Below are 22,287 nucleotides of genomic sequence, written 5' to 3'. Positions count from 1 at the left end.
GTAAGACACTTTTGTCGGGGAATTGCAAAGTTCAACGTTGAGAATCAGAACTTCCCCATCGATGCATCTTTCTTTTCACTCTGGGGCGCGTTACCGTCACGCCAGACGTAACACATGTGACACACCACGTTCTCAGGTCCACATCGGACCGTTAACCGATTGAACTTCCAGCGGCCGACGGCCGCTCTTGAAAGGTGGGCAAGAAATGGACGAGGTGCAGCACCAACCCCGACTCAGCCGCCGAAACTTACTCGCCGCCTCGGCCGGCGCGGCCGCCGTGATCGGAGCCGCCGGCCTGCCCGTCCTGCAGACCGGAAAGCCGGCCATCGGCGACGCCAAGCTGCACGCCGAGCCGCTCATCCCGGAGCAGAACCGGGGCATCATCCTCTACAGCGTGCGCGACCGGATCGGCGCGGCGCCGGACACTACCGGCGTGCCGTACGGGTTCGAGCGGGTCCTCGCCCGGATCGCCGAGCTGGGTTACAAGGAGGTCGAGTTCGCGGGTTACAACCAGAACACGGCCATCCTCGGCCGGCAGATCACGCCGGAGGAGATCCGCAAGATCCTGGACGACAACGGCCTGGTCGCCAACGGCACGCACACCTCGATCAACGCCGCGACCTTCCAGCAGCAGCTGGACATCGCCGAGACGCTCGGGATGAAGAACATCGGCACCGGCTCGGACCCGACCGGCAGCCCCTATCAGTCCGACTGGGACGCCGCCGCCGACCTGTGGAACGAGCTCGGCCGGCAGGCCCGGGAACGCGGCATGCGGCTCTACACCCACAACCACGACGCGGCATATGCGTTCCTGCTGGACGCCGGCCCGCTGGACGCCAACGGCCGGCCGACCGCATCCAGCGGCATCCGCAAGCTCGAGTACTTCATGGCCAAGACGGACCCCAAGCACGTCTTCTTCGAGCTGGACATCTACTGGGCCTACGTGGCGCAGTACAAGCACCGCACGTACACCACGTCGGCCGGGAAGACCCGTACCGACATCTTTGATCCGATCTTGACCGTGGCCAACCGCACCAAGCGGTTCCCGCTGTTCCATGCCAAGGACGGCGACAAGGACACCAGCCAGACCAACGGCTATGTGATGACGCCGCTCGGCGAGGGCGACATCAACTTCCAGCAGTTCTTCCAGACCATCGGCGAGCCCGGCTTCCACCACGCCAACTGGGAGATGGACACCGCTCCCGGCGGCGCGGCGAACCCCGGCCAGTCGCTGGCGTATGCGGACCTCAGCTACGACAACATGTCCGCGCTGACGATCTACAAGAACTGACACCCGGATGCCGGGTGGCCTCGGCGGGCCGCCCGGCATCCGCGTGCGTGTTACGGAACAACCTTGGCGGATATGGCACCGCGCCAGGGCGAGAGGCGACTCCCGACCCCGGAGGTTTTCCATGGCATTTTCCGTACGCCGATGGTTCGCGCTGGTCGCGGGCCTCGCCGTCACCACTCCCCTGGCGCTGGCCGCACCGGCCTCGGCGCACCCCGGTCATGACGAGTATCAGGTGTTGGTCTTCACCGAGACGGCCGGCGCCCGGCGCGACTCGATCGACAAGGGCGTCAACGCGATCCGCGCGCTCGGCGACGCCAACCACTTCAGCATCGACGTCACCCAGAACTCGACCGCGTTCACCGCCGAGAACCTGGCGAACTATCAGGCGGTCGTCTTCCTGAACACCACCGGCGACGTGCTCACCGCACCGCAGGAGCAGGCGTTCCAGGACTACGTGACGGCGGGCGGCGGATATGTCGGCGTGCACGCGGCGGCCGAGACCGAGCCGGAGTGGACTTATTACCGCGGGCTGGTCGGCACCGGCGTCGCGGGCGTGGCGTCCACCGGCACCGCGGCGGTCGACGTGGCGGATCAGGCGCACCCGGCCACCGAGCCGCTCGCCCGGCAGCTCAGCTTCACCGAGGAGTGGTACAACTACTCGACCAACGTGCGCGGCACCTCACACGTGCTGGCCACGGCCAAGCCGGCCGGCAGCGCGATGGGCTTCGACCACCCGATCTCCTGGTGCAAGGACTATCAGGGCGGCCGCTCGTTCTACACCGGCCTCGGGCACTCCTCGGAGACGTACGCGAACGGCGCCTTCCGCAAGCACCTGCTCGGCGGCATCCAGTGGGCGGCCGGCGCGGTCGAGGGCGACTGCGGCGCGACGGTGACCACCAGCTACGAGAAGGTCATCCTCAACGACGAGCCCGGCGAGCCGATGACGCTCGCGGTGCTGCCGGACGGCCGGGTGCTGCACAACACCCGCGCGGGCCAGATCCGGCTCTACGACCCGGCGACGTCGGCCAGCCCGGTGATCAACACCGTCGAGGTCTACCAGCACGACGAGGACGGCCTGCAGTCGGTCACGCTCGACCCGGACTTCGCGACCAACAGGTGGGTCTACCTCTACTACGCGCCGCGGCTCAGCACGCCGACCACCGACGCGCCGGCGACCAGCCCCGATCCGACCGCCTGGGACGTCTACAAGGGCTACAACCAGCTCTCCCGGGTCAAGTTCGTGGAGACGCCGACGCCGCACCTCGACATGTCCACCGAGCAGAAGATCCTGCAGGTGAACACCGACCGGGGCATCTGCTGCCACGTGGCCGGCGAGGTCAAGTTCGACGGCCGCGGCCTGCTCTACCTGGTCACCGGCGACGACACGAACGCCGGCGGCTCGGACGGCTTCACGCCGATCAACGAGTCGCCGACGCAGGGTCCGGGCTATGACGCGCAGCGGTCCGCGGGCAACACCAACGACCTGCGCGGCAAGGTGCTGCGGATCAAGGTCAAGGCGGACGGTACGTACACCGTCCCGGCCGGCAACCTCTTCCCCGAGGCGCAGGACAGTGCGAACCAGACCCGGCCGGAGATCTTCCTGATGGGTCTGCGCAACCCGTTCCGCTTCGACGTGGACGCGCGCGGCTTCGTCTACGTCGGCGACTACTCGCCGGACTCGCGGGCGCCGAACCCGGCCCGCGGACCGGACGGCACCGGGCGCTGGCTGGCCACCAACAAGGCCGGCAACTTCGGCTGGCCGTACTGCTATTCGCCGACGCTGCCCTATGTGGACTTCAACTTCGTGACCCGCACCTCGGGGGCGCCGTTCAACTGCGCGGCGCCGGTGAACGACTCGCCGCGCAACACGGGCAAGCGGGTGCTGCCGCCGGTTCAGCAGCCGCAGTTCTGGTACACCTTCGAGGCACGCACCACCTGCGCGGAGAGCTACCTGGTCACGCCGCCCGGCGCGTGTGACTTCAAGTGGCCGGTGATCGGCACCGGCGGCGTCGGCCCGATGGGCGGCCCGCTCTACTCCTACGACGACGCGCTCGCCTCGGACACCAAGTTCCCGGAGTACTACGACGACGCGGTGGTGTTCGGCGAGTTCACCCGCGACAAGATCTTCATGATGCGGACCAACGGGTCCGGCGGCCTGCTCGGGGTGGAACAGTTCCTGCCCGGGTTCGTCTTCGACAACCCGATGGACATGGAGTTCGGCCCGGACGGCAGCCTCTACCTGCTCGAATACGGCGACGGCTTCTTCCAGGCCAATCCGGACGCGGCCCTCTCGGTGATCCGCTATGTCAAGGGCACGCGATCGCCGGTGGCCCGGATGTCCGCCACCCCGGACAACGGCACCGCGCCGCTGACCGTGCAGTTCTCCAGCGCCGGCACGTTCCACCCGGATCCCGGGGTGGCGCTGTCACTGGCGTGGGACTTCACCAGTGACGGCACGACCGACTCGACGGCGGCGGATCCCGTTTTCACGTACCTGGAAAATGGGGTTTATGTTGCCAAGCTGACCGTGACCGATTCGAACGGCAAGGTCGCCGTGCTCACCCACACGATCACGGTCGGCAACACCGCGCCGACGGTCACCGTCACCTCGCCGATCGACGGCACCTTCTTCAACTGGGGTGACACCGTGCCCTGGACGGTCAGCGTGACCGATCCGGAGGACGGGCCGATCGACTGCTCGCGGGTGACCGTGTCGTTCGTGCTCGGCCACGACAGCCACGGCCACGGCATGAGCGACGCGACCGGATGCTCGGGATCGTTCGTCTCCCCCGCGGACGGCGCCGACCACGCCGGCGGCTACCTCTACGGCGCGATCAGCGCCACCTACACCGACCTGGGCGCGGGCGGACAGCCGGCACTGACCACCGTGGACCAGTCGGTGTTGCAGACCTGGCGCCAGCAGGCCGAGTTCGCACAGATCAAGAACAACGTGACGGTCGCCAACACCGGTGACACCGGCGGCGGGCAGCACCTGACCGGGATCGACCCGGGCGACTCGATCGCCTTCGACCCGATCAACCTGGGCGGCGTGGGCTCGGTCAGCCTGCGGCACTCGGGCGGCTCGGCGGCCACCGCGGGCACACCGCGGGCCACCGTCCAGATCCGGCTCGACTCGCCGACCGGGCCGGTGGTGGGCAGCGGCACACTGAACGCCACGACCGGCAACGCGGTGTTCACCAACCAGAGCGTGCCGGTGTCCGCGCCGGCCGGCAGCCACCGGCTGTTCCTGGTGTTCGGCCCGGTCACCGGTGGGCCGGCCACCGGGCTGGTCAACCTCAACTGGGTGGAGTTCGCACCGTAGTTCCGCCGGCCGGGTCCGTCGTCGATGGCGGGCCCGGCCTCCTGGATCCTCGCCCGCCGGGTCGACCGGGCCCGGGGCCATGCCGCTGACGCCGAACTTGCCGGTGCCGCCCCGGTGGTGCCATCTCGGCGGCCCGGCGGGCGGGTCAGCCCCCTGCTTCCCCGCCAGGAAGCAGGGGGCACTTTGCTCTGCTTCCTCTCGGGCAGCGCTTCCTCTCAGGGCGCAGAGCGCTCTGCTTCCTCTCGGCCAGCGCTTCCTCTCAGGGCGCAGAGCGCTCTGCTTCCTCTCGGCCAGCGCTTCCTCTCAGGGCGCAGAGCGCTCTGCTTCCTCTGAGGGAGCGGACGCTTCGTCGGGGTAGCGGCGCAGCGTTACCACCGCCCCGGCGACCAACACCGCCGGCAGCACCGTGAAGCCGAGCAGCACGCCAAACCGGGCCGTGTCGCTCTGCACCGCGGCCTCGCCGGTCGCCGACGACACATAGCCGAAGAGCTGCAGCACCACCGCGAACAGGCCCGGGCCGAGAGCCAGGCCGAGCGTCTCCCCCGCGGTCCACACACCGGTGAACACCCCGGCCTGGCGGCGGCCGGTGCGGGCGGTGTCGTGGGCGATCCGGTCCGGCAGCATGGCCATCGCGAAGACCTGCTGGCCCGCATAGCCGCCGCCGATCACGGCCACGATCAGATAGACCGCGACCGGCGGCAGGATCGGGGCGAGCAGCAGCGCGCAGGCGCCGGCCGCGAAGAGCAGGCTGGCCAGGACCAGGCTGCGGCGCTTGCCGAGGCGGGCGCCGGCCCTGATCCAGAGCGGCATGACGAGCAGGGCCGGGCCGACGAACGCGGCGAACAGGAAGGTGGCGCCGGACTCCTGGGCCAGCACGTGGTCGGCGAAATACTGCACGCCGGCCAGCATCGTGGCGATGCCCGCGGACTGGATCACCCAGCAGAGCAGCAGGGCGCGGAACGGGCCGTTCGCGGCGGCCACTCGCAGCTGGGCGCGGAGGCTGGGCTCGGATTGCTCGGGGGCCTGGACTTGTGCTGTGCGCGTACCGAAAAAGGTTGCCAGCGCGCCCACCACGATGAGTGCGCCGACGAACGCGCCGGACCACCGGTGGCCGGTCAGGCCGCCGCCGGTCTGCTCGACCACCAGCGGGGCCAGCGCGCCGGATATCAGGATGGCCAGCGCCAGCACCGCGACCCGCCAGGTCATCAGCCGGGTCCGCTCGGCATAGCCGTCGGTGAGCTCGGCGGGCATCGCGACATAGGGCACCTGGAACAGCGCGAACGCGGTGGCCGCGGCGAGGAACGCGAACGCCACGTAGGCGCCGGCCGCCGGACCCTGCGCGAACGGCCCGGCGAAGATCGCCGCGAACAGCACGCCCAGCGTCACCCCGGCGCCGAGCAGGAACGGCCGGCGGTCGCCGCGCCGGTCCGACAGGCGCCCGGCGAGCGGGTTGATCAGCACGTCCCAGGCCTTGGGCAGCAGCACCAGCAGACCCGCGATCCCGGCGGCCACCCCGAGCGTGTCGGTCAGATAGGGCAGCAGCAACAGGCCGGGCACGGTGGCGAAAGCGCCGGTGACCAGCGAGCCCAGCGCGTAGCCGAGCAGGAGCCGGCGGGGCAGCCGTACATCTTGGGAGGGACCGACTGCCGTCATGGACGGGGATGTTAACCATCGCGGGCGCGCTGCGCCTACGCTTCGACCGATGAACGAGCTGAGTCCGGTTTCGGCCGGTGTGGCCGCCGCGCATCCGGTGACGGCCGAGGTGGGACTTCAGACCCTCCAGGCCGGGGGTACGGCCGCCGACGCCGCCGTGGCAGCGGTGCTGACCTGCTGCGTGGCCGAGACGATCTACACCGGGCTCGGCGGCGGCGGGTTCGCCACCTACTTCGACGCGTCCACCGGCGAGGTCACCTGCCTGGACTTCTTCGTCTCGGTGCCGGGGACGGACGGCGACCGGACGGCCGGGCCGATGGTCGCGGTCGACGTGTACTTCGGCGGGATGCCGCAGGTCTATGACATCGGGGGCGCGAGCGTCGCGGTGCCCGGGGTGCCGGCCGGGGTCGGCGAGGTGCACCGGCGGTGGGGGCGGTTGCCGTGGGCCGAGGTGGTGGCGCCGGCGATCGCGCTGGCGCGCACCGGGGTGGTGTTGCCCGCGCCGCAGGCCCGGACCCTGGTGTCCTGCGCGCCGGCGCTGGCGTTCGGCGAGGGTGCGCCGATCTACACACCGAACGGGAAGCTGCTCGAGGGCGGGGATCTGCTCCTCCATCCCGGGCTGGTGACGGCCATGGAAGGGCTGGCGTCCGAGGGCCCGGCGGCGTTCTACACGGGGGCCTTCGCCCGCACGATGGTGGATGCGGTGCGCGCCGCCGGAGGTTCGCTCGGGCCTCGTGACCTGGCGTCCTATCGGGTGCAGGACACCACCGTGGATCACGCGACGCTGGCCGGTTATCGGGTGCGGGCCCGTCACGACCTGAGCCGGACCGTAGACACGATCGCCGCACTGCCTTCCGATCTGTCGGATTTGTCGGGCCGGGCGCGGGCGGTCGCCCTGGCCACGGCGCTGCGCGACCAGGGGCGGCAGAAGATCGGCGACACCACGAACGTCTCGGTGGTGGACGGATCCGGGAACGCGTGTGTGATCACCACGACGCTCGGGCTGGGTGCCGCGGTCTGGCTGCCCGGGCTGGGCGTGAACATGAACTCGATGCTCGGCGAGGGCGAGCTGATCACCGACGACCTGGCGCCGGGGCGGCGGATGTCATCGAACATGTGCCCGCTGGTGGTGATCGACCAGCAGGGGCGGCTGGTGGTCGCGGCCGGGTCGGCAGGGGCGTCGCGAATCCGGACGGCGCTGATCGACACGCTGCTCGGGCTGCTGGTGGACGGCATGGACATGGCTTCGGCGATCGCGCGGCCGCGATTCCACGTGGTGGACAACACGGTGCACGCCGAGCCCGGGGTGCCGGCGGCGGACCTGGCGGCGCTGGCCGACGCCGGGTGGACGATCAATCAGTGGCCGGAGATGAACCACTACTTCGGCGGGGTGACCGGGGTCGGCGCGGGCGGGGCGGCCGGCGATCCGCGGCGCGGCGGGGCCGGCCTTTTGTTCGAGACATCTTGACGGCTGTCGGAAACTGCATACAGTTTGTGGAATGTGATCCACAACACTGGAGGCTGGGCATGGCCGGGTTGCACGTATCGACAGCGGACGAGAAGGCCCTGGATGTGGCGCTGGCGGCGTTCCACGGGCTGCAGCGAGGGGCCGGCACCGGGCAGTGGGACGACTTCGTCGACCTGCTCGCCGAGGACGTGCGGATCATGATCCCGGTGCCGTCGACCGAGGAGAACGCGCCCGAGGGGTTGCTGGTCGGCAAGGACATCGCGCGGCAGATGTTCGCGACGCATCACGAGGCTCAGGTCAGTGGGGTGACGCTGGAGGCCAAGCGGGTGGCGGCGAACGGGTCGCTGGTGGTGCTGGAGGCCCGGGTCGAGGGTGGGCTGGGCGGGGAGCAGGCGGCCAACCACTTCGTGTTCGTCTTCGAGGTGCGCGGAGAAGAGATCGCGGCGATGTACGAGTACGCGTCGTGGACCGCGAAGAGCGCTTCCAGCGGGTGGGGTGACCTGACGTTCGCCCGCGAGGCGTTCCCGGAGACGATCGTCCCCTACGAGGCCTAGCTTTCAGTCGAAGTTGAGGTCGCCCGTGCGGGTTCGCTTCAGTTCGAAGAAGCCCGGGAAGCTCGCCAGCGCCACGGCCCCGTCGAAGACCTGCACGGCGTCCTCGCCCCGCGGGATCCGGTTGAGCACCGGTCCGAAGAACGCCACCCCGTCGATGTGAATCGTCGGCGTCCCCACGTCATCGCCGACCGGATCCATCCCCTCGTGATGACTCTTGCGCAGCGCCTCGTCCCAGTCGGCGTCGCCGGCGGCTTCAGCCAGCGCCGCCGGCAGGCCGGCCTCGGCGAGCGCCTCCCGCACCACCACGTCGAAGTCCTTCATCCCCTGCTGGTGGATCCGGGTGCCCAAGGCCGTGTAAAGGCCGCGAAGCACCTCCGGCCCGTGCTGCTCCGCCGCCGCGGTCACCACCCGCACCGGCCCAAGAGACCGATCCACCAGGTCGCGGTACCACTCGGGCAGCTCGCGGTTCTCGTTCAGGACGAAAAGGCTCATCACCCGGAAGCGCAGATCGAGATCGCGGTGCTTTTCGACCTCGAGGATCCAGCGCGAGCTGATCCAGGCGAACGGGCAGGCGGGATCGAAGTAGAAGTCGACCTTGGTCATCGCTCCACGATATGGAGTGCGCGGCCCGGGTGCGATGCCAATACCGGCTTACTCGGATGGGCCAATCCAGGCGGCTTTGCGCATGTCGACGTGGTCGCCGCGCAGCGGGACGCCCTCCGCGAGCAGGCGTTGCCGGGCCTCCTGCTCGTGGCCCGGCGGCATCCGGCCGGCGCTGTTCACCACGCGGTGCCACGGGACCGCGCCGCCGTGCTTCGCCATGATGTTGCCGACCTGGCGGGCCGAGTTGCGGCCGGAGGCGTCGGCCAGAACGTCGGCGATCGCGCCGTAGGACATCACCCGGCCCTCCGGGATGCGCTCGACGAGCGACAGCACCTCTTCCACGTACTCCTGGGGTGTCACTGGGCCTCTCAAGCGGCTCCGCCGCACTGCACCGAAGATGTCGAACGCCACGATATGGGATCGCGCCGGGGAAAGCGTGAGACGGGCGAGCATGATGGGCGGGTGCGTGAAGCGGTGACCGGTGCGCGCCGGGTGGTGGTCAAGGTGGGGTCGTCCTCGCTGACCACGGCATCCGGCGGGATCGACGAGCAGCGCGTCGACGCCCTCGTCGATGTGCTCGGCAGCCTGGCCGGCAGCGGTCGCGAGGTGGTGCTGGTCTCCAGCGGCGCGATCGCCGCCGGGCTGAGCCCGCTCAAACTTCCCCGGCGTCCGCGTGACCTGGCCACGCAGCAGGCTGCGGCCAGCGTCGGCCAAGGGCTTCTGATCGGACGGTACGCGGCGGGGTTCGCGCGCCACGGCCGCACTGTCGGGCAGGTGCTGCTGACCGTCGACGACGTCACCCGGCGGGCGCATTACCGGAACGCGTACCGGACCCTGCGCAAGCTGCTCGACCTCGGCGCCCTGCCGATCGTGAACGAGAACGACACGGTGGCGACCGAGGAGATCCGGTTCGGCGACAACGACCGGCTGGCCGCGCTGGTCGCCGCGCTCGTGCAGGCCGACCTGCTGGTGCTGCTGTCGGACGTGGACGCGCTCTACACCGGCAAGCCCTCCGACCCGGCGTCCCGGCGGGTCCCGCTGGTCCGCGACGAGTCCGACCTGGCCGGGGTCTCGATCGGCCGATCCGGCTCGAAGATCGGCACCGGCGGGATGGTCACCAAGATCGAGGCGGCCCGGATCGCCACCGGCTTCGGCATCCCGGTGGTGCTGACCGCGGCGCCGCTCGCCGGGTCAGCGCTGGCCGGGGAGGACGTGGGCACGTTCTTCGAGGCTGTCGCGCACCGGCCCGCGGCCCGGCTGTTCTGGCTCGCGCACGCCACCGCGCCGCGCGGCCGCCTGCACCTCGACGCGGGCGCGGTGGTCGCCGTGGTGGCCCGCCGCAAGTCGCTGCTGCCCGCCGGGATCACCGCGGTCGACGGATCGTTCGCGGCCGGCGACCCCGTAGATTTGGTGGACGCCGGGTCGGGCGCGCCGGTGGCCCGGGGGCTGGTGAACTACGACGCGGTCGAGTTGCCCGCGCTGCTCGGCCGGTCCACCCCGGAACTGGCCGCCGCGCTGGGGCCCGGTTATGAACGTGAGGTCGTGCACCGCGATGACCTCGTACTCCTCTGAATGTGAAAGGTTTGGTCATGAGCAGCGTGCAGCAGCAGGCCACGGATGCCCGGATCGCCGCGATCGATCTCGCCGCGGCCACCCGGGCGGAGAAGGACGCGTCCCTGCTCCTGATGGCCGAGCGGCTCGAGCTGCGGGCGGACGAGATCGTCGAGGCCAACGCCGTGGACGTGCGCAACGCGCGGGAGGGCGGGCAGCCCGAGTCGATGATCGACCGGCTCAGCCTGACCACCGCGCGGGTCGGCGCGATGGCCGACGGGCTGCGCCAGCTCGCCGCGCTGCCCGACCCGGTGGGCGACGTGGTGCGTGGCTCGACGCTGGCGAACGGCCTCGAGCTGCGCCAGGTGCGGGTGCCGTTCGGCGTGGTCGGCATCATCTATGAGGGCCGGCCGAACGTGACCGCGGACGCCGCCGGCATCTGCCTGAAGTCCGGCAACGCGGCGCTGCTGCGCGGCTCCGGCTCGGCGATGAGCTCGAACGCGGCGATCGTCTCGGTGCTGCGCAAGGCGATCGCGGACGCCGGGCTGCCGGCCGACGCGGTGCAGCTGCTCGACGCCACCACGCGCGACTCGGTGAAGGAGCTGATGCGGGCGCGCGGGCTGGTCGACGTGCTGATCCCGCGCGGGGGCGCGTCGCTGATCAAGGCGGTGGTCGAGGAGTCCACCGTGCCGGTGATCGAGACCGGGGTGGGCAACTGCCACGTGTACGTGGACGAGGCCGCCGACCTGGAGAAGGCGCTCGCGGTCACGGTCAACTCGAAGACCCAGCGGCTGTCGACCTGCAACACGGCCGAGTCGCTGCTGGTGCACGCCGCGATCGCCGACACGTTCCTGCCGCTGGTGCTGTCCGAGCTGGTCGACAAGGGCGTGACCGTGCACGGCGACCAGCGGGTGGCGGGCTACGACGGCGTGGTGCCGGCCACCGAGGACGACTGGGGGCGGGAATACCTGTCGGCGAACATCTCGGTGGCGGTGGTCGACTCCCTGGACGACGCCCTCGACCACATCCGGCGCTACGGCACCGGGCACACCGAGGCGATCGTGAGCGAGTCGGTGGCCGCGACCCGGCGGTTCGCGGCCCGGGTGGACGCGGCCGCGGTGATGATCAACGCCTCGACCCGGTTCACCGACGGCGGCGAGTTCGGCTTCGGCGCGGAGATCGGCATCAGCACCCAAAAGCTGCACGCCCGCGGCCCGATGGGGCTGCCCGAGCTGACCTCGACCAAATACATCGTGACCGGCGACGGCCACACCCGCTGACCGATGTTCGACGGTTTCGAGCTCGAGCGCATCGACCTGGGCGACGTCACGCTGCGGGTGCGGCACGGCGGCGCCGGGGACCCGGTGGTGCTGTTGCACGGCCATCCCCGCACCCACACGACCTGGCACGCGGTGGCGCCGCGGCTGGCCGAACACCACCTGGTGGTCACGCCCGACCTGCGTGGTTACGGCGGCTCGACGCTGCCGCCGGACGAGCCGCGCCACGCGCAGTCGAGCAAGCGCGCGATGGCCCGTGACGTGGTGCGGCTGATGGCGCACCTCGGCCACGACCGGTTCGCCGTCGTCGGGCACGACCGCGGCAGCGTGGCCGCCTTCCGCACCGCGATGGACCATCCCGAGGCCGTGTCGCACCTGGTGGTCATGGACGGCCTGCCGCTCGTCGAGCATCTGGAGCGCACCGACGCCACCTTCGCGCAGTCCTGGTGGCACTGGTGGTTCCTCGGCCAGACCGACAAGCCCGCCGAGCGCGTGATCTGCGCCGACCCGGACGCCTGGTATCGAACTCCGGAACCGGCCGCGATGGGCGAGGGCAACCACGCCGACGTCTGGGCGGCCTTCCGCGATCCGGCCGTCGTGCACGGCATGTGCGAGGACTACCGCGCCGGCCTCGGCATCGACCGCGAGCACGATGAGGCGGATCGCGCGGCCGGCCGCCAGGTCACCTGCCCCACCATGCTGCTCGAGTCGGCCCACGACGACCTAGACATCCACGGCGACCCGGCGCGGATCTGGGCGCCCTGGCTCGCCCTGCCACTCACCCACCGCATCATCGACAGCGGCCACCATCAGGCGGAGGAGGCGCCGGGCCCGGTAGCCGACGCCCTGATCGACTTCCTGAAGTGATAGCTATCGGCAGGCGCGGATCGCGGCCAGGGTGGTGTTCACGTCGAAGATCGGGCCCTCGTCGCTGTCCCACCCGCCGTCGGTGCGCTGCGACTCGGCCAGCCGCTTGCGCACGCCCTGCAGCAGCCAGTCGTCGCCCATGTTGAGCCGGCGCAGGGCCGCGCCCATCGCCGCCGCGTCGGCCGGGGACATGTCGCCGAGGCGGTCACCCAGCACCAGCTGGACCCGCGCCGACTCATAGAAGAACTGCTCGCCGTGCAGCAGGCCGGCCAGGTGCCAGCCGGCCGGCAGGAACGACGGCCAGGTGCCGTCCGGCCGGAGCTGGGCCACCACGAAACGGGCCGCCGCGTTGAGCGTGGAGGCGTGCCGGGCCGGCTGATCCCAGCGCTGGTGTTTCTCCGCCTCGGCCACGGTCAGCCAGAAGCCCGCCAGCGAGGTCAGATAGAGCGTCGCCTCGGGGTCGCCGGGCATCGCCCAGACCGGCGCCTCGGGGGCCAGCGACTCGTGCTCCTGCCAGGTGCCGTCCGGCCGCTGGGCCCCGGCCAGCCAGTTCAACGCCTGCTCGACCTCGGGGCCCTTGAGCCCGCCCAGGTCGTCGAGCTCGCTCAGCCGGAAGCAGGTCGCGTCGACCGAGGGGATGGTGCCGTCGCCGGAGGCCGGCCAGCCGCCGTCGACGGTCTGCCCGGCACCGATGCGCTCGATGACGTGCGGCGGGGGCGGTGCACCGTTCCGGAGGAACGAGAGCCTGGCCCGCTCCACCGGATCACCATGCGCCATCACGTAACCGATCGCGCCGTCGATGTCCACCACGGAGGTGACGCTACCGCCTCACCTGCGACTCGTCAGTATGAGGGAAGCGACGGATCGACGGTGTTGACCCACGAGACGATGCCGCCCTGCACGTGGACCGCGTCCTTGAACCCGGCCGCCTTGAGCGCGGCCAGGGCCTCGGCGCTGCGCACCCCGGACTTGCAGTGCAGCACGATCTGCCGGTCCTGCGGGAAGCGGGACAGCGCCTCGCCGGACAGGATGTCGCCCTTGGGGATCAGCGTCGCGCCCGGGATGCTGACGATCTCGTACTCCGCCGGCTCGCGGACGTCGACCAGGAACAGGTCCTTGCCCGAGTCCTGCCAGTCCTTGAGCTCGCGTGCGGTGATCGTGGCGCCCAGGGTGGCCTCGGCCGCCTCGGTGGACACCGCGCCGCAGAAGTCCTCGTAGTCCTCGAGGAGCTCGGTGACCGTCGGGTTCTCACCGCAGAGCGCGCAGTTCGGGTCCTTCCGAACCTTGATCTTGCGGTATTCCATCTCCAGGGCGTCGTAGACCATCAGCTTGCCGACCAGCGGCTCGCCGATGCCGGTGATGAGCTTGATCGCCTCGTTGACCTGGATCGACCCGATCGACGCGCAGAGCACGCCGAGGACGCCGCCCTCGGCGCAGCTCGGCACCATGCCGGGCGGCGGGGGCTCCGGGTAGAGGCAGCGGTAGCAGGGACCGTGCTCCTCCCAGAACACCGAGGCCTGGCCGTCGAAGCGGTAGATCGACCCCCACACGTACGGCTTGCCGAGCAGCACCGCAGCGTCGTTCACCATGTAACGCGTCGCGAAGTTGTCGGTGCCGTCGACGATCAGGTCGTAGTCGCGGAAGATGTCGAGCACGTTGTCGCGGTCCAGCGCCGTGTTGTGGATCACGACGTTGACCAGCGGGTTGATCTCCCGGATGCTGTCCGCCGCGGACTCGGCCTTGGGCCGGCCGACGTCGGAGACGCCGTGGATGATCTGGCGCTGCAGGTTGGACTCGTCGACCGTGTCGAAGTCGATGATGCCGAGCGTGCCGACACCGGCCGCGGCCAGGTAGAGCAGGGCCGGCGAGCCGAGGCCACCGGCGCCGACGGCGAGCACCTTGGCGTTCTTCAAGCGCTTCTGCCCGTCCATCCCGACGTCCGGGATGATCAGGTGGCGCGAGTAACGACGGATCTCATCGATCGAGAGATCGGCGGCGGGCTCGACGAGCGGGGGCAAGGACACGGTTTACTCCCCGGGTGGGCGGTAAGGTGCGGCACCCATTGTTGCTCGGATCGGCCGCGAGCGGGCATGACGTGCGACACCGGCCCGACATGCGGGATAGGGAATAGCCCTCAGGCGGTCGGCTTGCCCGCGTAGCGCTTGCCGTCGAGGTACGGCCACGAGTTCGCCACACAACCGTTCAGGCCGTAGGTCTGCTGCATCATCACCGGCGCCGGCTCGCCCTTGCCGGGGCAGGCCTCGTGGCCGTGGCCGAGCTGGTGCCCGACCTCGTGGTTGATCGCGTACGCCCGGTAGGTCTCCAGCGGCGCGTCGTAATCCGGCACCGCGTCCTGCCACCGGGCGTCGTTGATGATCACCTGGCCGGGAAGCCGGCAGGAGGTGTAGCCGTCGGTGTTCAGACCGGCCGAGTCGCACATCCGCCCGGCGGTCTTCGCCGAGGCCAGATAGACGGTGAACTCGCTGGCGGCGTTGGCCGGCACCCGCTGGAGGCGCAACTGCCGGCCGGCGATCCACCCCCGCGGATCGCCGAGCGTGCGATCCACCTCGTCCGCGAAGTCGCCGCCGTTGCCCTGACCGAGCGTCTTCTCCACACTGACCTTGAACCGGCGCAGCGTGCCCGAGGTGCCCAGCACCGGCCCATAGCCGGCGACGAACGCGAACCCGGTGGTCCCGCCCGCCGCCCTGGTCGGCGACGTGTCCGCGGTGTCGGCCGGCGCCCGGCTCGCGCTTCCCGTGCTGGTGCCGGTCGCGCTGGCCTTCGTGGTTGGCGCGCCCGCCGTCGTGGCGGTGGGCGCCACCGCGGTCGGCTCCCCGATGCCACCCTGCGGCGCGACCGAGGACGCCGGGTTGGTCTCGGTCACCCGCCGGCCGTTGTCACCGCGCATGAACTGCCCGACCAACAGCACGATCACGGCCAGCAGCACGAACGCGATCAGAGCGACCAGCCGGCGGCGCTGCAGGGCCTTGCGGGCGCCCGGGGTGAACGGGGCCGGCTCGGGTTCGCGTTCGAGCGGCGGCTCGGGCGGCGGCAGGATCGGTGGCGCGCCGAGCGGCGGAAGGCCGAAGCCGTGGTCCTTCTCGGCGGCCGGGCGGAGCACCGGGTGGGTCGGGGTGACCATGCCGCCGCCGCGCAGAGCCGGCGGTTCTTCGACCGCCTCGACCCGGGGGATCTCCGCGGTGTCGGCCCTCAGGTCCGGCTTCTCCATGGGTACGGGAACCGGCTCGTCTACCGGCGCCGGCGCGTGGATCTCCTCGGGCGCCGACGGGTGGACCGCCTCGGGGGGCGGGGCGGCGGGCGTGACCGGGGCGATCGCGGCGGGCGACGTCGGCCGGATCTCCGGGGTGGCCATCGGCGGGGGCGGCGGCAGCGTGGGCTCCGTCGTCCGGCTCATCGGCTCGGCGGCCGGCGTCCGGGGGGCTTCCGACTTCGGTGCGGGCGGCTTGATCGGCGCGCTATTCGCGGCCGGGGCTCTTGTCTCGGCGACCTTTGTCGACGCGGCCGTTGCCGACGCGGCCTTCGTCGGCGCGGCCGTTGTCGACGCGGCTTTCGTCGGCGCGGCCGTTGGCGACGCGGCCTTCGTCGGCGCGGCCGTTGGCGACGCGGCCTTCGTCGGCGCGGCCGTTGGCGACGCGGCTTTCGTCGGCGCCCTCTTCGTCGGCGTGCTCTTGACCGGAGTCGCTTTGGTGGCGGTCGACTTGGCCGGTGTCTTGGTGGCCGCGGTCTTGGTGGCCGCGGTCTTGGTGGCCGCTGTCTTGGCCGGTGTCGCTTTCGGCGGGGTCGACTTGGCAAGGGTCTTGGCGGCCGCAGCCTTGGCCAGCGTGCTCTTCGCCGCCGTCTTGGCCGGTGTCGCCGTTCCCGCCGTCTTGGTCGCCGCCGTCTTTGTCATCGCCGTCTTGGCCGGGCTCGTCTTGGCCGGGCTTCCCTTGGTCGGGCTCGCCTTGGACGGGCTCGCCTTGGACGGGCCGTCCTTGGCCGCGCTCGCCTTGGCCGCGCTGCCCTTGGTCGGGCTCGCCTTGGACGGGCTCGCCTTTGCCGGGCTGTCCTGGGGCGCGCTCGATTTGGCCGGACTGGCTTTGGCCGGGTTCGCATTGGCTGGCGTCGCCTTGGCGGGGCCGGCCTTCGTCGGGCTCACCTTGGCCGCGCTCACCTCAGCCGGCGTGGCCCTTGTCGCGGTCCTCGCCGGTGTCTTGGCCGCGGTCTTGGCCGTCGTGCTCCTGGTGGCGGTCGAACCGGTGGCCGCGCGGGTGGTCCGGCCGGTGGCCGAGGGCGCCGGGCGGGTCGCGGGCTTGCCTGCCGCGGTGGCCGATCCAGCGGCTTTGGCACGGGCCGAGGACGACCGGCTCGCGGCCTCCTTGGCGACCGCCGAGCGCGAAGTCGAACCGGCGCCCGACTTCGCCCGAGCAGCAGCCCGCCGTGCGCTGGTCGTCGACTCGCGCACCCCGCCACCGGCAGAGCTACTGCGCGCCGGGATGCTGGCCGTGGTGGCGGCCCGCCGCGGGGTGTTCGACGTGGCCGCGGCCACCTTCAACTCGGCCGGCTGACCCGGCTCGACCTTGACAGACTCCAACGTGCCCGAGCCCGACTCGGCCACGACCGGCTTCGACGGGTTCGCAGATCCTGATTTGGCGGCCATCGATCGAACTGCCGCCGGCTTGGCTGCGACCGCTGCATCCGCAGCGGTCTTGGCTACGACCGACGCGGCTGTCGCCTGGCCGGCAACGGCTGGCTCGGCCGGGGACAGCTCCCCGGGCCGCGATCGCGCCGTCTCCGACTTGGCTGCAACCGGCACCGCCGGAACAGGCCCGGTAAGGGCGGGCTGTACCGGAGACAGCTTTCCCGACCCCGGCTTCGCGTTCGTCGACTTGGATGCCGCCGAATTCGCCGCAGCCGATCCAAGAGCGGCCGACCTCGACCCAGCCGAACCAGAAACCGCCGACCTCGACCCAGCCGAACCAGAAACCGCCGACCTCGTCCCGACCGAGCCAGGAACCGCCGACCTCGCCGCAGCCGAGCCAGGAACCGCCGGCTTGGGCTTTGTGGGTGCGGGCTTCGGCGTCGCGGCTCGCGGGACGAATTTGCCGTTCGGGCCGCGGACCGGCGGTGGGCCGGTGGTCGGGCCGGGCTTAGGCTTCGGCGGGCGGGCTTTGGGCGTACCCGAGGAGGGAGCCGGCGCGAACCGGCCACCTTGACCACGCACCGGCTGCGACCCGGTCGACGTGGCGGAAGCGTGCGAGGAGGGGGAGGCACCGGGGGCCGGGCGGGCAGCCGACCTGGAGGTGCGCGGGGAGGACGCCGTCGTGTGGTCCCCGTTGGACAGATCCTCAGCGGCGGCCCGAGGGTCTGCGGAACCTTTTGTCGCCTTTGCCATAACATAAGCCAGAGTGCCATGACATGGGCGTCGTCACAGGCGTTTCCCGAGTCCCCGTGCGAACCGCCGGCCGGACCGCCAGATAAACCCGCCAGAGGGCCATTTCCACCAGCGCCCTCGGACGAAGCAATGCCCCGAGGCGGCCGCGCCCCGGTGATTCAAGCAGCCCCTGCGGCGCCGGCCGAGACGCTTCCGGGCCAACAGCGCCCACCTCGGACGCAACACGCCGTGAGGCAGCTCACCGCAGGTCAGGCGCGCGGGAACGTGGCTAGGTGCGCCGGGACGCGGCCTCTGGCGGACCCCATCCAGGTGCAGAGACGCGGGCCTCTGGTCGACCCCATCCAGGCGCGAGGACGCGGACTCAGGTCGACCCCATCTATGCGCGAGGACGCGGCCCCAGGCCGACCCCACCCAAACGCGAGAACGCAGCCCCAGGCCGACCCCACCCAAACGCGAGAACGCAGCCTCAGGTCGGCCCATGCGGGGCCGGTTAGAGGGTCGGGCCGGAGAACGGGCGGTTGGTGCGGCGAGGCCACGCGTAAGGCACGCAGCCGCGCAGGGACAGTGTCTGCTGGACCATCACCGGGGCCGGCCCGCCTCGGCGCGGGCAATCCTGGTGGCCCTCGCCCAGCTCGTGGCCCACTTCATGGTTGATCACGTATTGGCGGTAGACCTCCAGCGGGACCCTGGCCGCGATGTAGGGCGCCGCGGACAGCCGCCACCGGTCCAGGTTGATGATCACGCGGTCGGCGGTTCGGCATGAGGTGTAGGGCTTGTTGCCGGCGCTGATGTCGATGCCGCCCGAGGCGCACATCTCGCCCGCCGAGTCCCGGGTCGCCAGGAACACCGTGAAGTCGTGGGCGTCGTTGCCGCTCACCCGCTGCAGGCGGACCCGGCCGTTGCCGATCCAGCTGCGCGGGTCGCCGAGGATGAGCTCCACGTCGTTGCTGAACGAGGACAGGTCCTCGCCCGAACCCCGCTCGACGGCCACCCGGAAGCGGCGGATCGGGCCGGCCGACCCGAGCACCCGGCCGCGGCCGGCCGCGTAGGAGAACTGGCCGGCGCCCTTCGGCGGGACCGGGCCGGCCAGGCGTACCGGATCGGTCTCGGGTTTCTCCTCGGCCGCCGCCGCCTGGCCGGAGCTGCGCGGTGACGCCGACTGCTCGGCCGTCGCCGCGGGCGGCGGAGCGGCCGAGCGCTGGTCCAGGGCAGCGCGGAGCATCCCGGCACTGACCACGGCGGCGAGAATGATCAACGGCGTGGCGAGGAGCCAGCGGCGATCCGGCGGCCTGCGGGCTCTGATCATCCCGACCAGGTTGCCACAAAAAGCCGGTCAAATCACCCGGGAGACGCCGCCCACCGGAGAACCGACCTCGTCCAGCATGCCGACGATCGATCGAGCCACCAGGCGGGGCTCCTCCATCTGGGCGACGTGCCCGACCCGCGGCAGGATCATCAGCCGGCTGTCCGGAATCGCCCGCGCCACGACGGCGGGCACCCGGGGATCGACCAGCTTGTCCGCCAGACCCCCGATGACCAGGGTCGGCGCGCTGATCCGGCCGGCCAGTCGCCACTGTGAGTTGTCACCGGGCAGGTAGGCCCGCACGAAACTGCCGACCAGGCCGCGCAGCGTACCCAAATAGGCCTTGGGGTAGTGCGAGACCGTGTAACGGAGCTTGATCTCCTCGAGCGCCTCGGCCCGGCGCTGCGCGTGCACCCGGGACGTGTCGCCGAAGCAGGCGATCATCACCTGGTCGGCCATCTCCTCGACGGTCAGCCGGGCCATCCCCCAGGCGAAGAGCCGGTCGGCCAGAGGCAGCGCGAGCAGGGGAAGCATCGGGCCCTGGGCGGTGCGGCGCGGGTTGAGGAAGGGCATCGCCGGGGAGATCAAAGTCAGGGTACGCACCAGGTCCGGCCGCAGCCCGGCCACCCGCACCGAGATCGAGCCGCCCAGCGAGTTGCCGACCAGATGCACCGGCCCGCGCCCCTCGCCGTCCAGGAACTTGATCAGCTTGTCGGCGAACGCGGGAATCGAGTAACGCCGGTGGGGGTCGCTGTAACCGAAGCCGGGCAGGTCGATCGCCTGGCCGTCGAACCGGTCGGCGAGCAGGCCGGCCACGTCGGTGAAGTTTTGCGAGGAGCCGCCCAGCCCGTGCACGAAGACGGCCGGTTCCGCAGTTGCCGAGGTCGCGACCGTGTCGCGCACCTGGAGAGCCTCGCCGTCGATCTGCACCCAGCGGGCCGGCCACGGCGGCGGAACGTCACCATCGGGCCGCAGCGCGCCGTCGTCGCCCAGTTGTGCACCCTTCATCGGGACAAGAGTGCCTCGAGCCTCCGGTTCACCGCGGCCAATGTGGCGCGGACCATGGCGTGCCGCCCGTCGTTGCCGATCATCGCGGAGCCGGCGAGCTGCTCGACCCACGCGCCGCCGACCGAGAGCAGCATGACCACGACGGCGACCTGGGTGGTGCCGAACGGCACCGCGCCGGCGTGCTCGACGAAGCAGCGGGCCGGGCCCTCGGGGCGGCGGTCGGTGACCGTGAGCAGGTCGTTGATGGCCTCGGCGGCGGCGGTGGCGCAGAGCCGCAGCAGGTAGCTGTCGACCGCGGGGCCGGTGGCCATCCCCTTCGCCGTGCGCCCGTCCACCTCGAGCTTGACCTCGACGGTGGCCTCGGTGCCGAAGGTGGTCACCTGCACGTTGTCGATCATCACGCGCGGACCGGGCTCCTCGCCCACGTCCAGCGGACCGGGGGTCGTCGACTCGTAGGGCTCCTCCGGCTCGGGCTCGGGCTCCTCGATCCGCTGCGGCGCGGTCGGCATGCGGCGCAGGTCCTGGCTGGGCACCGCGGCGGAACCGGAGACCGGCTCGGACGGGCCGGGCTGGCTGGGCACGCGCGCCGGCGCCGGAGCCGGAGCCAGGCTCTGCATGGTCGCCGGCTGGCTGGGCGCCGGCGGGGGGCCGGGCATCGGCGGCGGCGCGGTCTGCTCGCCCTGCATCGCGGCGTCCAGGCCCATCCGGTCCTGCAGCAGGCGGGCGACCTGCCGGCTGACCTCGGCCGGGTCGGCGCCCTCGGCCAGGTCGAGACGCAGGCTGTTGGCGCCCTGCGGGGTGGTCCGCAGCATCGCGTCGCGGACACCCTCGACCTCGCGCACCGCGGCCAGGATCGCCTGCACGTCGAAGCCCTCCTGCCGGTCCTGCGGCGCGAGGAGGTCGTCGCGGCGCAGGTGGGTCGCGATGCGGGCGAGCGCCGGGGTCTCGGCGGTCGGCTCCGAGGACGGTGGTTCGGGAACGGTCGGCACGTCCGGCTTCGCCGGGACCCGCTGGGGCAGGCCGCGGACGGTCTGCTCGGCGACCGGGATCGCGCTGGCGTACGCCGCCGGCGGAGCATAAGCGGTGGTGTTCTCGTTCTGGGGCGCGACCCGCGGCGGAGGGGGCGGCGACTCATAGGGCAGCCGGCGCGGGAACGTCTCCGGGTCGTAGGACGCGCGCACCCGGGGCGTCTCGGCGGTGCGGGTCAGGTCGTTGCTGGGCGGCTCGACGTGCGGGCTGCCACCGGGCGGCGTGGGGTCGAGCGCGTGCCGTGCCGATTCGGCGCGGTTCGGTGGCGCCGGCCGCACGGCCGGGAAGGTGGCCTGGGAGCGCGACGGATATTGCGCGGCGTCGTCCAGATCCCCCTCGTACGGGTAGGGCGGCGCGCTGCTCGGCGTGCTCGGCGGGCCCGGGCTCTCGGGGCGCGGCAGGCTCACGTCGCGCAGCGGGTTCGGCCTCGCAGCGGCCTGACCCGGCGAGGGGCGGCGGTCGTCGTCCTGCAGGCTGTCCGGCCGGGAGAGCGCCTGGAAGCGGGACGGCGCGATCGGCTCGACGCCGCGGCCCGGGTTGAAGTGCTTGAGCAGGTCTTCGTAACGCTGGTTGTGGTCCGACCACTGCGGCGTGGGTTCCGGCTGGGCGAGCGGGACGGGCGCGGGCGAGGTGGGTGCGAAGGGCCGCAGGTCGGCCGGACGCTCGGCGGCCGGGGGCGCCTGCCGGGTGAACGGACGGATCTCCTGCGAGGGCCGCCGCCAGGCCGGGATGTCCTCCTCGGCCTCATCGGTCTGACCGGTGGCGACGGACCACGGGTTGCCGGAGCTCGCCCACCCGTTCAACAGAGTGCGGTCGCGCGACTCCGCGCTGCCGCCACTTGTCGACCCGGTGTCACCGGAATGCCCTGTTTCGTCCACCGCGTGCTCCTTGCTCGCCCTTGCTGAGGCTACCGTGTGGTGGCAGTGGCGATAAGTTGCAGCGTCGCGACAATTGCCCGCCCGGGGGTAA

18 protein-coding genes are annotated in these 22,287 nt (G+C 71.5%); 9 read left to right on the top strand and 9 right to left on the bottom strand.

All coding sequences use genetic code 11. The features are described from left to right. Window positions 1–205 precede the first annotated feature (205 nt). Both ACZ6TI_RS09525 and ACZ6TI_RS09520 read left to right on the top strand, forming a co-directional pair. The gene (locus ACZ6TI_RS09525) at window positions 206–1,291 is read left to right on the top strand and encodes a sugar phosphate isomerase/epimerase family protein (protein ID WP_465344546.1); all 1,086 of its coding nucleotides are present in this window, start codon (window positions 206–208) and stop codon (window positions 1,289–1,291) included. 121 nt (window positions 1,292–1,412) lie between these two features. Further along, window positions 1,413–4,613, top strand: coding sequence for a ThuA domain-containing protein (locus ACZ6TI_RS09520; RefSeq protein ID WP_465344545.1), 3,201 nt, complete (start codon window positions 1,413–1,415; stop codon window positions 4,611–4,613). A gap of 303 nt (window positions 4,614–4,916) precedes the next feature. Here the strand turns inward: ACZ6TI_RS09520 and ACZ6TI_RS09515 are convergent, their stop codons facing one another. Then, a complete protein-coding gene (locus tag ACZ6TI_RS09515; protein ID WP_465344544.1) occupies window positions 4,917–6,266 on the bottom strand; it encodes an MFS transporter in 1,350 nt (449 codons plus the stop codon). Window positions 6,267–6,315: 49 nt separating this feature from the next. Between ACZ6TI_RS09515 and ACZ6TI_RS09510 the strand changes: the two genes are divergently transcribed. Beyond that, window positions 6,316–7,734, top strand: a complete 1,419-nt coding sequence (locus ACZ6TI_RS09510) for a gamma-glutamyltransferase (protein ID WP_465344543.1) — start codon at window positions 6,316–6,318, stop codon at window positions 7,732–7,734. Window positions 7,735–7,793: 59 nt separating this feature from the next. Next, entirely contained in the window at window positions 7,794–8,288 is a 495-nt protein-coding gene (locus ACZ6TI_RS09505; RefSeq protein WP_465344542.1) for a nuclear transport factor 2 family protein, read from the top strand. Window positions 8,289–8,291: 3 nt separating this feature from the next. On the opposite strand, the gene ACZ6TI_RS09500 is transcribed toward ACZ6TI_RS09505, so the two are convergent. Both ACZ6TI_RS09500 and ACZ6TI_RS09495 read right to left on the bottom strand, forming a co-directional pair. Next, window positions 8,292–8,891, bottom strand: a complete 600-nt coding sequence (locus ACZ6TI_RS09500) for a mycothiol-dependent nitroreductase Rv2466c family protein (RefSeq protein WP_465344541.1) — start codon at window positions 8,889–8,891, stop codon at window positions 8,292–8,294. 48 nt (window positions 8,892–8,939) lie between these two features. Beyond that, complete coding sequence (locus ACZ6TI_RS09495; protein WP_465344540.1) at window positions 8,940–9,251, bottom strand: MGMT family protein; 312 nt, start codon at window positions 9,249–9,251, stop codon at window positions 8,940–8,942. Between the two features lie 54 nt (window positions 9,252–9,305). Here ACZ6TI_RS09495 and proB point away from each other — a divergent pair, with 54 nt between their 5' ends. The 3 genes from proB to ACZ6TI_RS09480 are packed head-to-tail and all read left to right on the top strand — an operon-like array spanning window position 9,306 to window position 12,586. After that, window positions 9,306–10,463 carry a glutamate 5-kinase gene (gene proB / locus ACZ6TI_RS09490; protein ID WP_465344539.1) on the top strand — a complete coding sequence of 386 codons (1,158 nt, stop codon included), beginning with the start codon at window positions 9,306–9,308 and terminating at the stop codon, window positions 10,461–10,463. Window positions 10,464–10,480: 17 nt separating this feature from the next. After that, window positions 10,481–11,722, top strand: coding sequence for a glutamate-5-semialdehyde dehydrogenase (locus tag ACZ6TI_RS09485; RefSeq protein WP_465344538.1), 1,242 nt, complete (start codon window positions 10,481–10,483; stop codon window positions 11,720–11,722). Between the two features lie 3 nt (window positions 11,723–11,725). Next, a complete protein-coding gene (locus ACZ6TI_RS09480; RefSeq protein ID WP_465344537.1) occupies window positions 11,726–12,586 on the top strand; it encodes an alpha/beta fold hydrolase in 861 nt (286 codons plus the stop codon). 3 nt (window positions 12,587–12,589) lie between these two features. On the opposite strand, the gene ACZ6TI_RS09475 is transcribed toward ACZ6TI_RS09480, so the two are convergent. The 3 genes from ACZ6TI_RS09475 to ACZ6TI_RS09465 form a co-directional block, all read right to left on the bottom strand. Then, entirely contained in the window at window positions 12,590–13,396 is an 807-nt protein-coding gene (locus ACZ6TI_RS09475; protein WP_465344536.1) for a prenyltransferase/squalene oxidase repeat-containing protein, read from the bottom strand. A 32-nt stretch (window positions 13,397–13,428) separates the two neighbouring features. Beyond that, the gene (moeZ, locus tag ACZ6TI_RS09470; RefSeq protein WP_465344535.1) at window positions 13,429–14,610 is read right to left on the bottom strand and encodes an adenylyltransferase/sulfurtransferase MoeZ; all 1,182 of its coding nucleotides are present in this window, start codon (window positions 14,608–14,610) and stop codon (window positions 13,429–13,431) included. Between the two features lie 110 nt (window positions 14,611–14,720). Then, entirely contained in the window at window positions 14,721–15,959 is a 1,239-nt protein-coding gene (locus ACZ6TI_RS09465) for a DUF3152 domain-containing protein (protein WP_465344534.1), read from the bottom strand. Between ACZ6TI_RS09465 and ACZ6TI_RS09460 the strand changes: the two genes are divergently transcribed. Beyond that, window positions 15,907–17,151 (top strand): hypothetical protein, encoded by a 1,245-nt coding sequence (locus tag ACZ6TI_RS09460; protein WP_465344533.1) that lies wholly within the window; start codon window positions 15,907–15,909, stop codon window positions 17,149–17,151. The two genes, ACZ6TI_RS09465 and ACZ6TI_RS09460, sit on opposite strands and share 53 nt — an antisense overlap. Window positions 17,152–17,178: 27 nt before the next feature. Beyond that, on the top strand, window positions 17,179–17,799 hold the full coding sequence (locus ACZ6TI_RS09455; RefSeq protein WP_465344532.1) for a hypothetical protein: 621 nt from the start codon (window positions 17,179–17,181) through the stop codon (window positions 17,797–17,799). A 669-nt stretch (window positions 17,800–18,468) separates the two neighbouring features. Here ACZ6TI_RS09455 and ACZ6TI_RS09450 read toward each other — a convergent pair. From ACZ6TI_RS09450 to ACZ6TI_RS09440, 3 genes are read right to left on the bottom strand one after another with little or no spacing between them, the layout of a single operon-like run. After that, window positions 18,469–19,284 carry a DUF3152 domain-containing protein gene (locus tag ACZ6TI_RS09450; RefSeq protein WP_465344531.1) on the bottom strand — a complete coding sequence of 272 codons (816 nt, stop codon included), beginning with the start codon at window positions 19,282–19,284 and terminating at the stop codon, window positions 18,469–18,471. A 27-nt stretch (window positions 19,285–19,311) separates the two neighbouring features. Continuing rightward, window positions 19,312–20,289, bottom strand: a complete 978-nt coding sequence (locus ACZ6TI_RS09445) for an alpha/beta fold hydrolase (RefSeq protein WP_465344530.1) — start codon at window positions 20,287–20,289, stop codon at window positions 19,312–19,314. Next, entirely contained in the window at window positions 20,286–22,196 is a 1,911-nt protein-coding gene (locus ACZ6TI_RS09440) for a Daple (RefSeq protein ID WP_465344529.1), read from the bottom strand. The genes ACZ6TI_RS09445 and ACZ6TI_RS09440 overlap by 4 nt, the downstream gene beginning before the upstream one ends. Window positions 22,197–22,287 lie beyond the last annotated feature (91 nt).

It is taken from the genome of Actinoplanes sp. NPDC051388 (genome assembly GCF_055586225.1).
The sequence above is the reverse complement of the archived record's forward strand: the minus strand, read 5'-3'. Positions and strand labels throughout refer to the sequence as shown.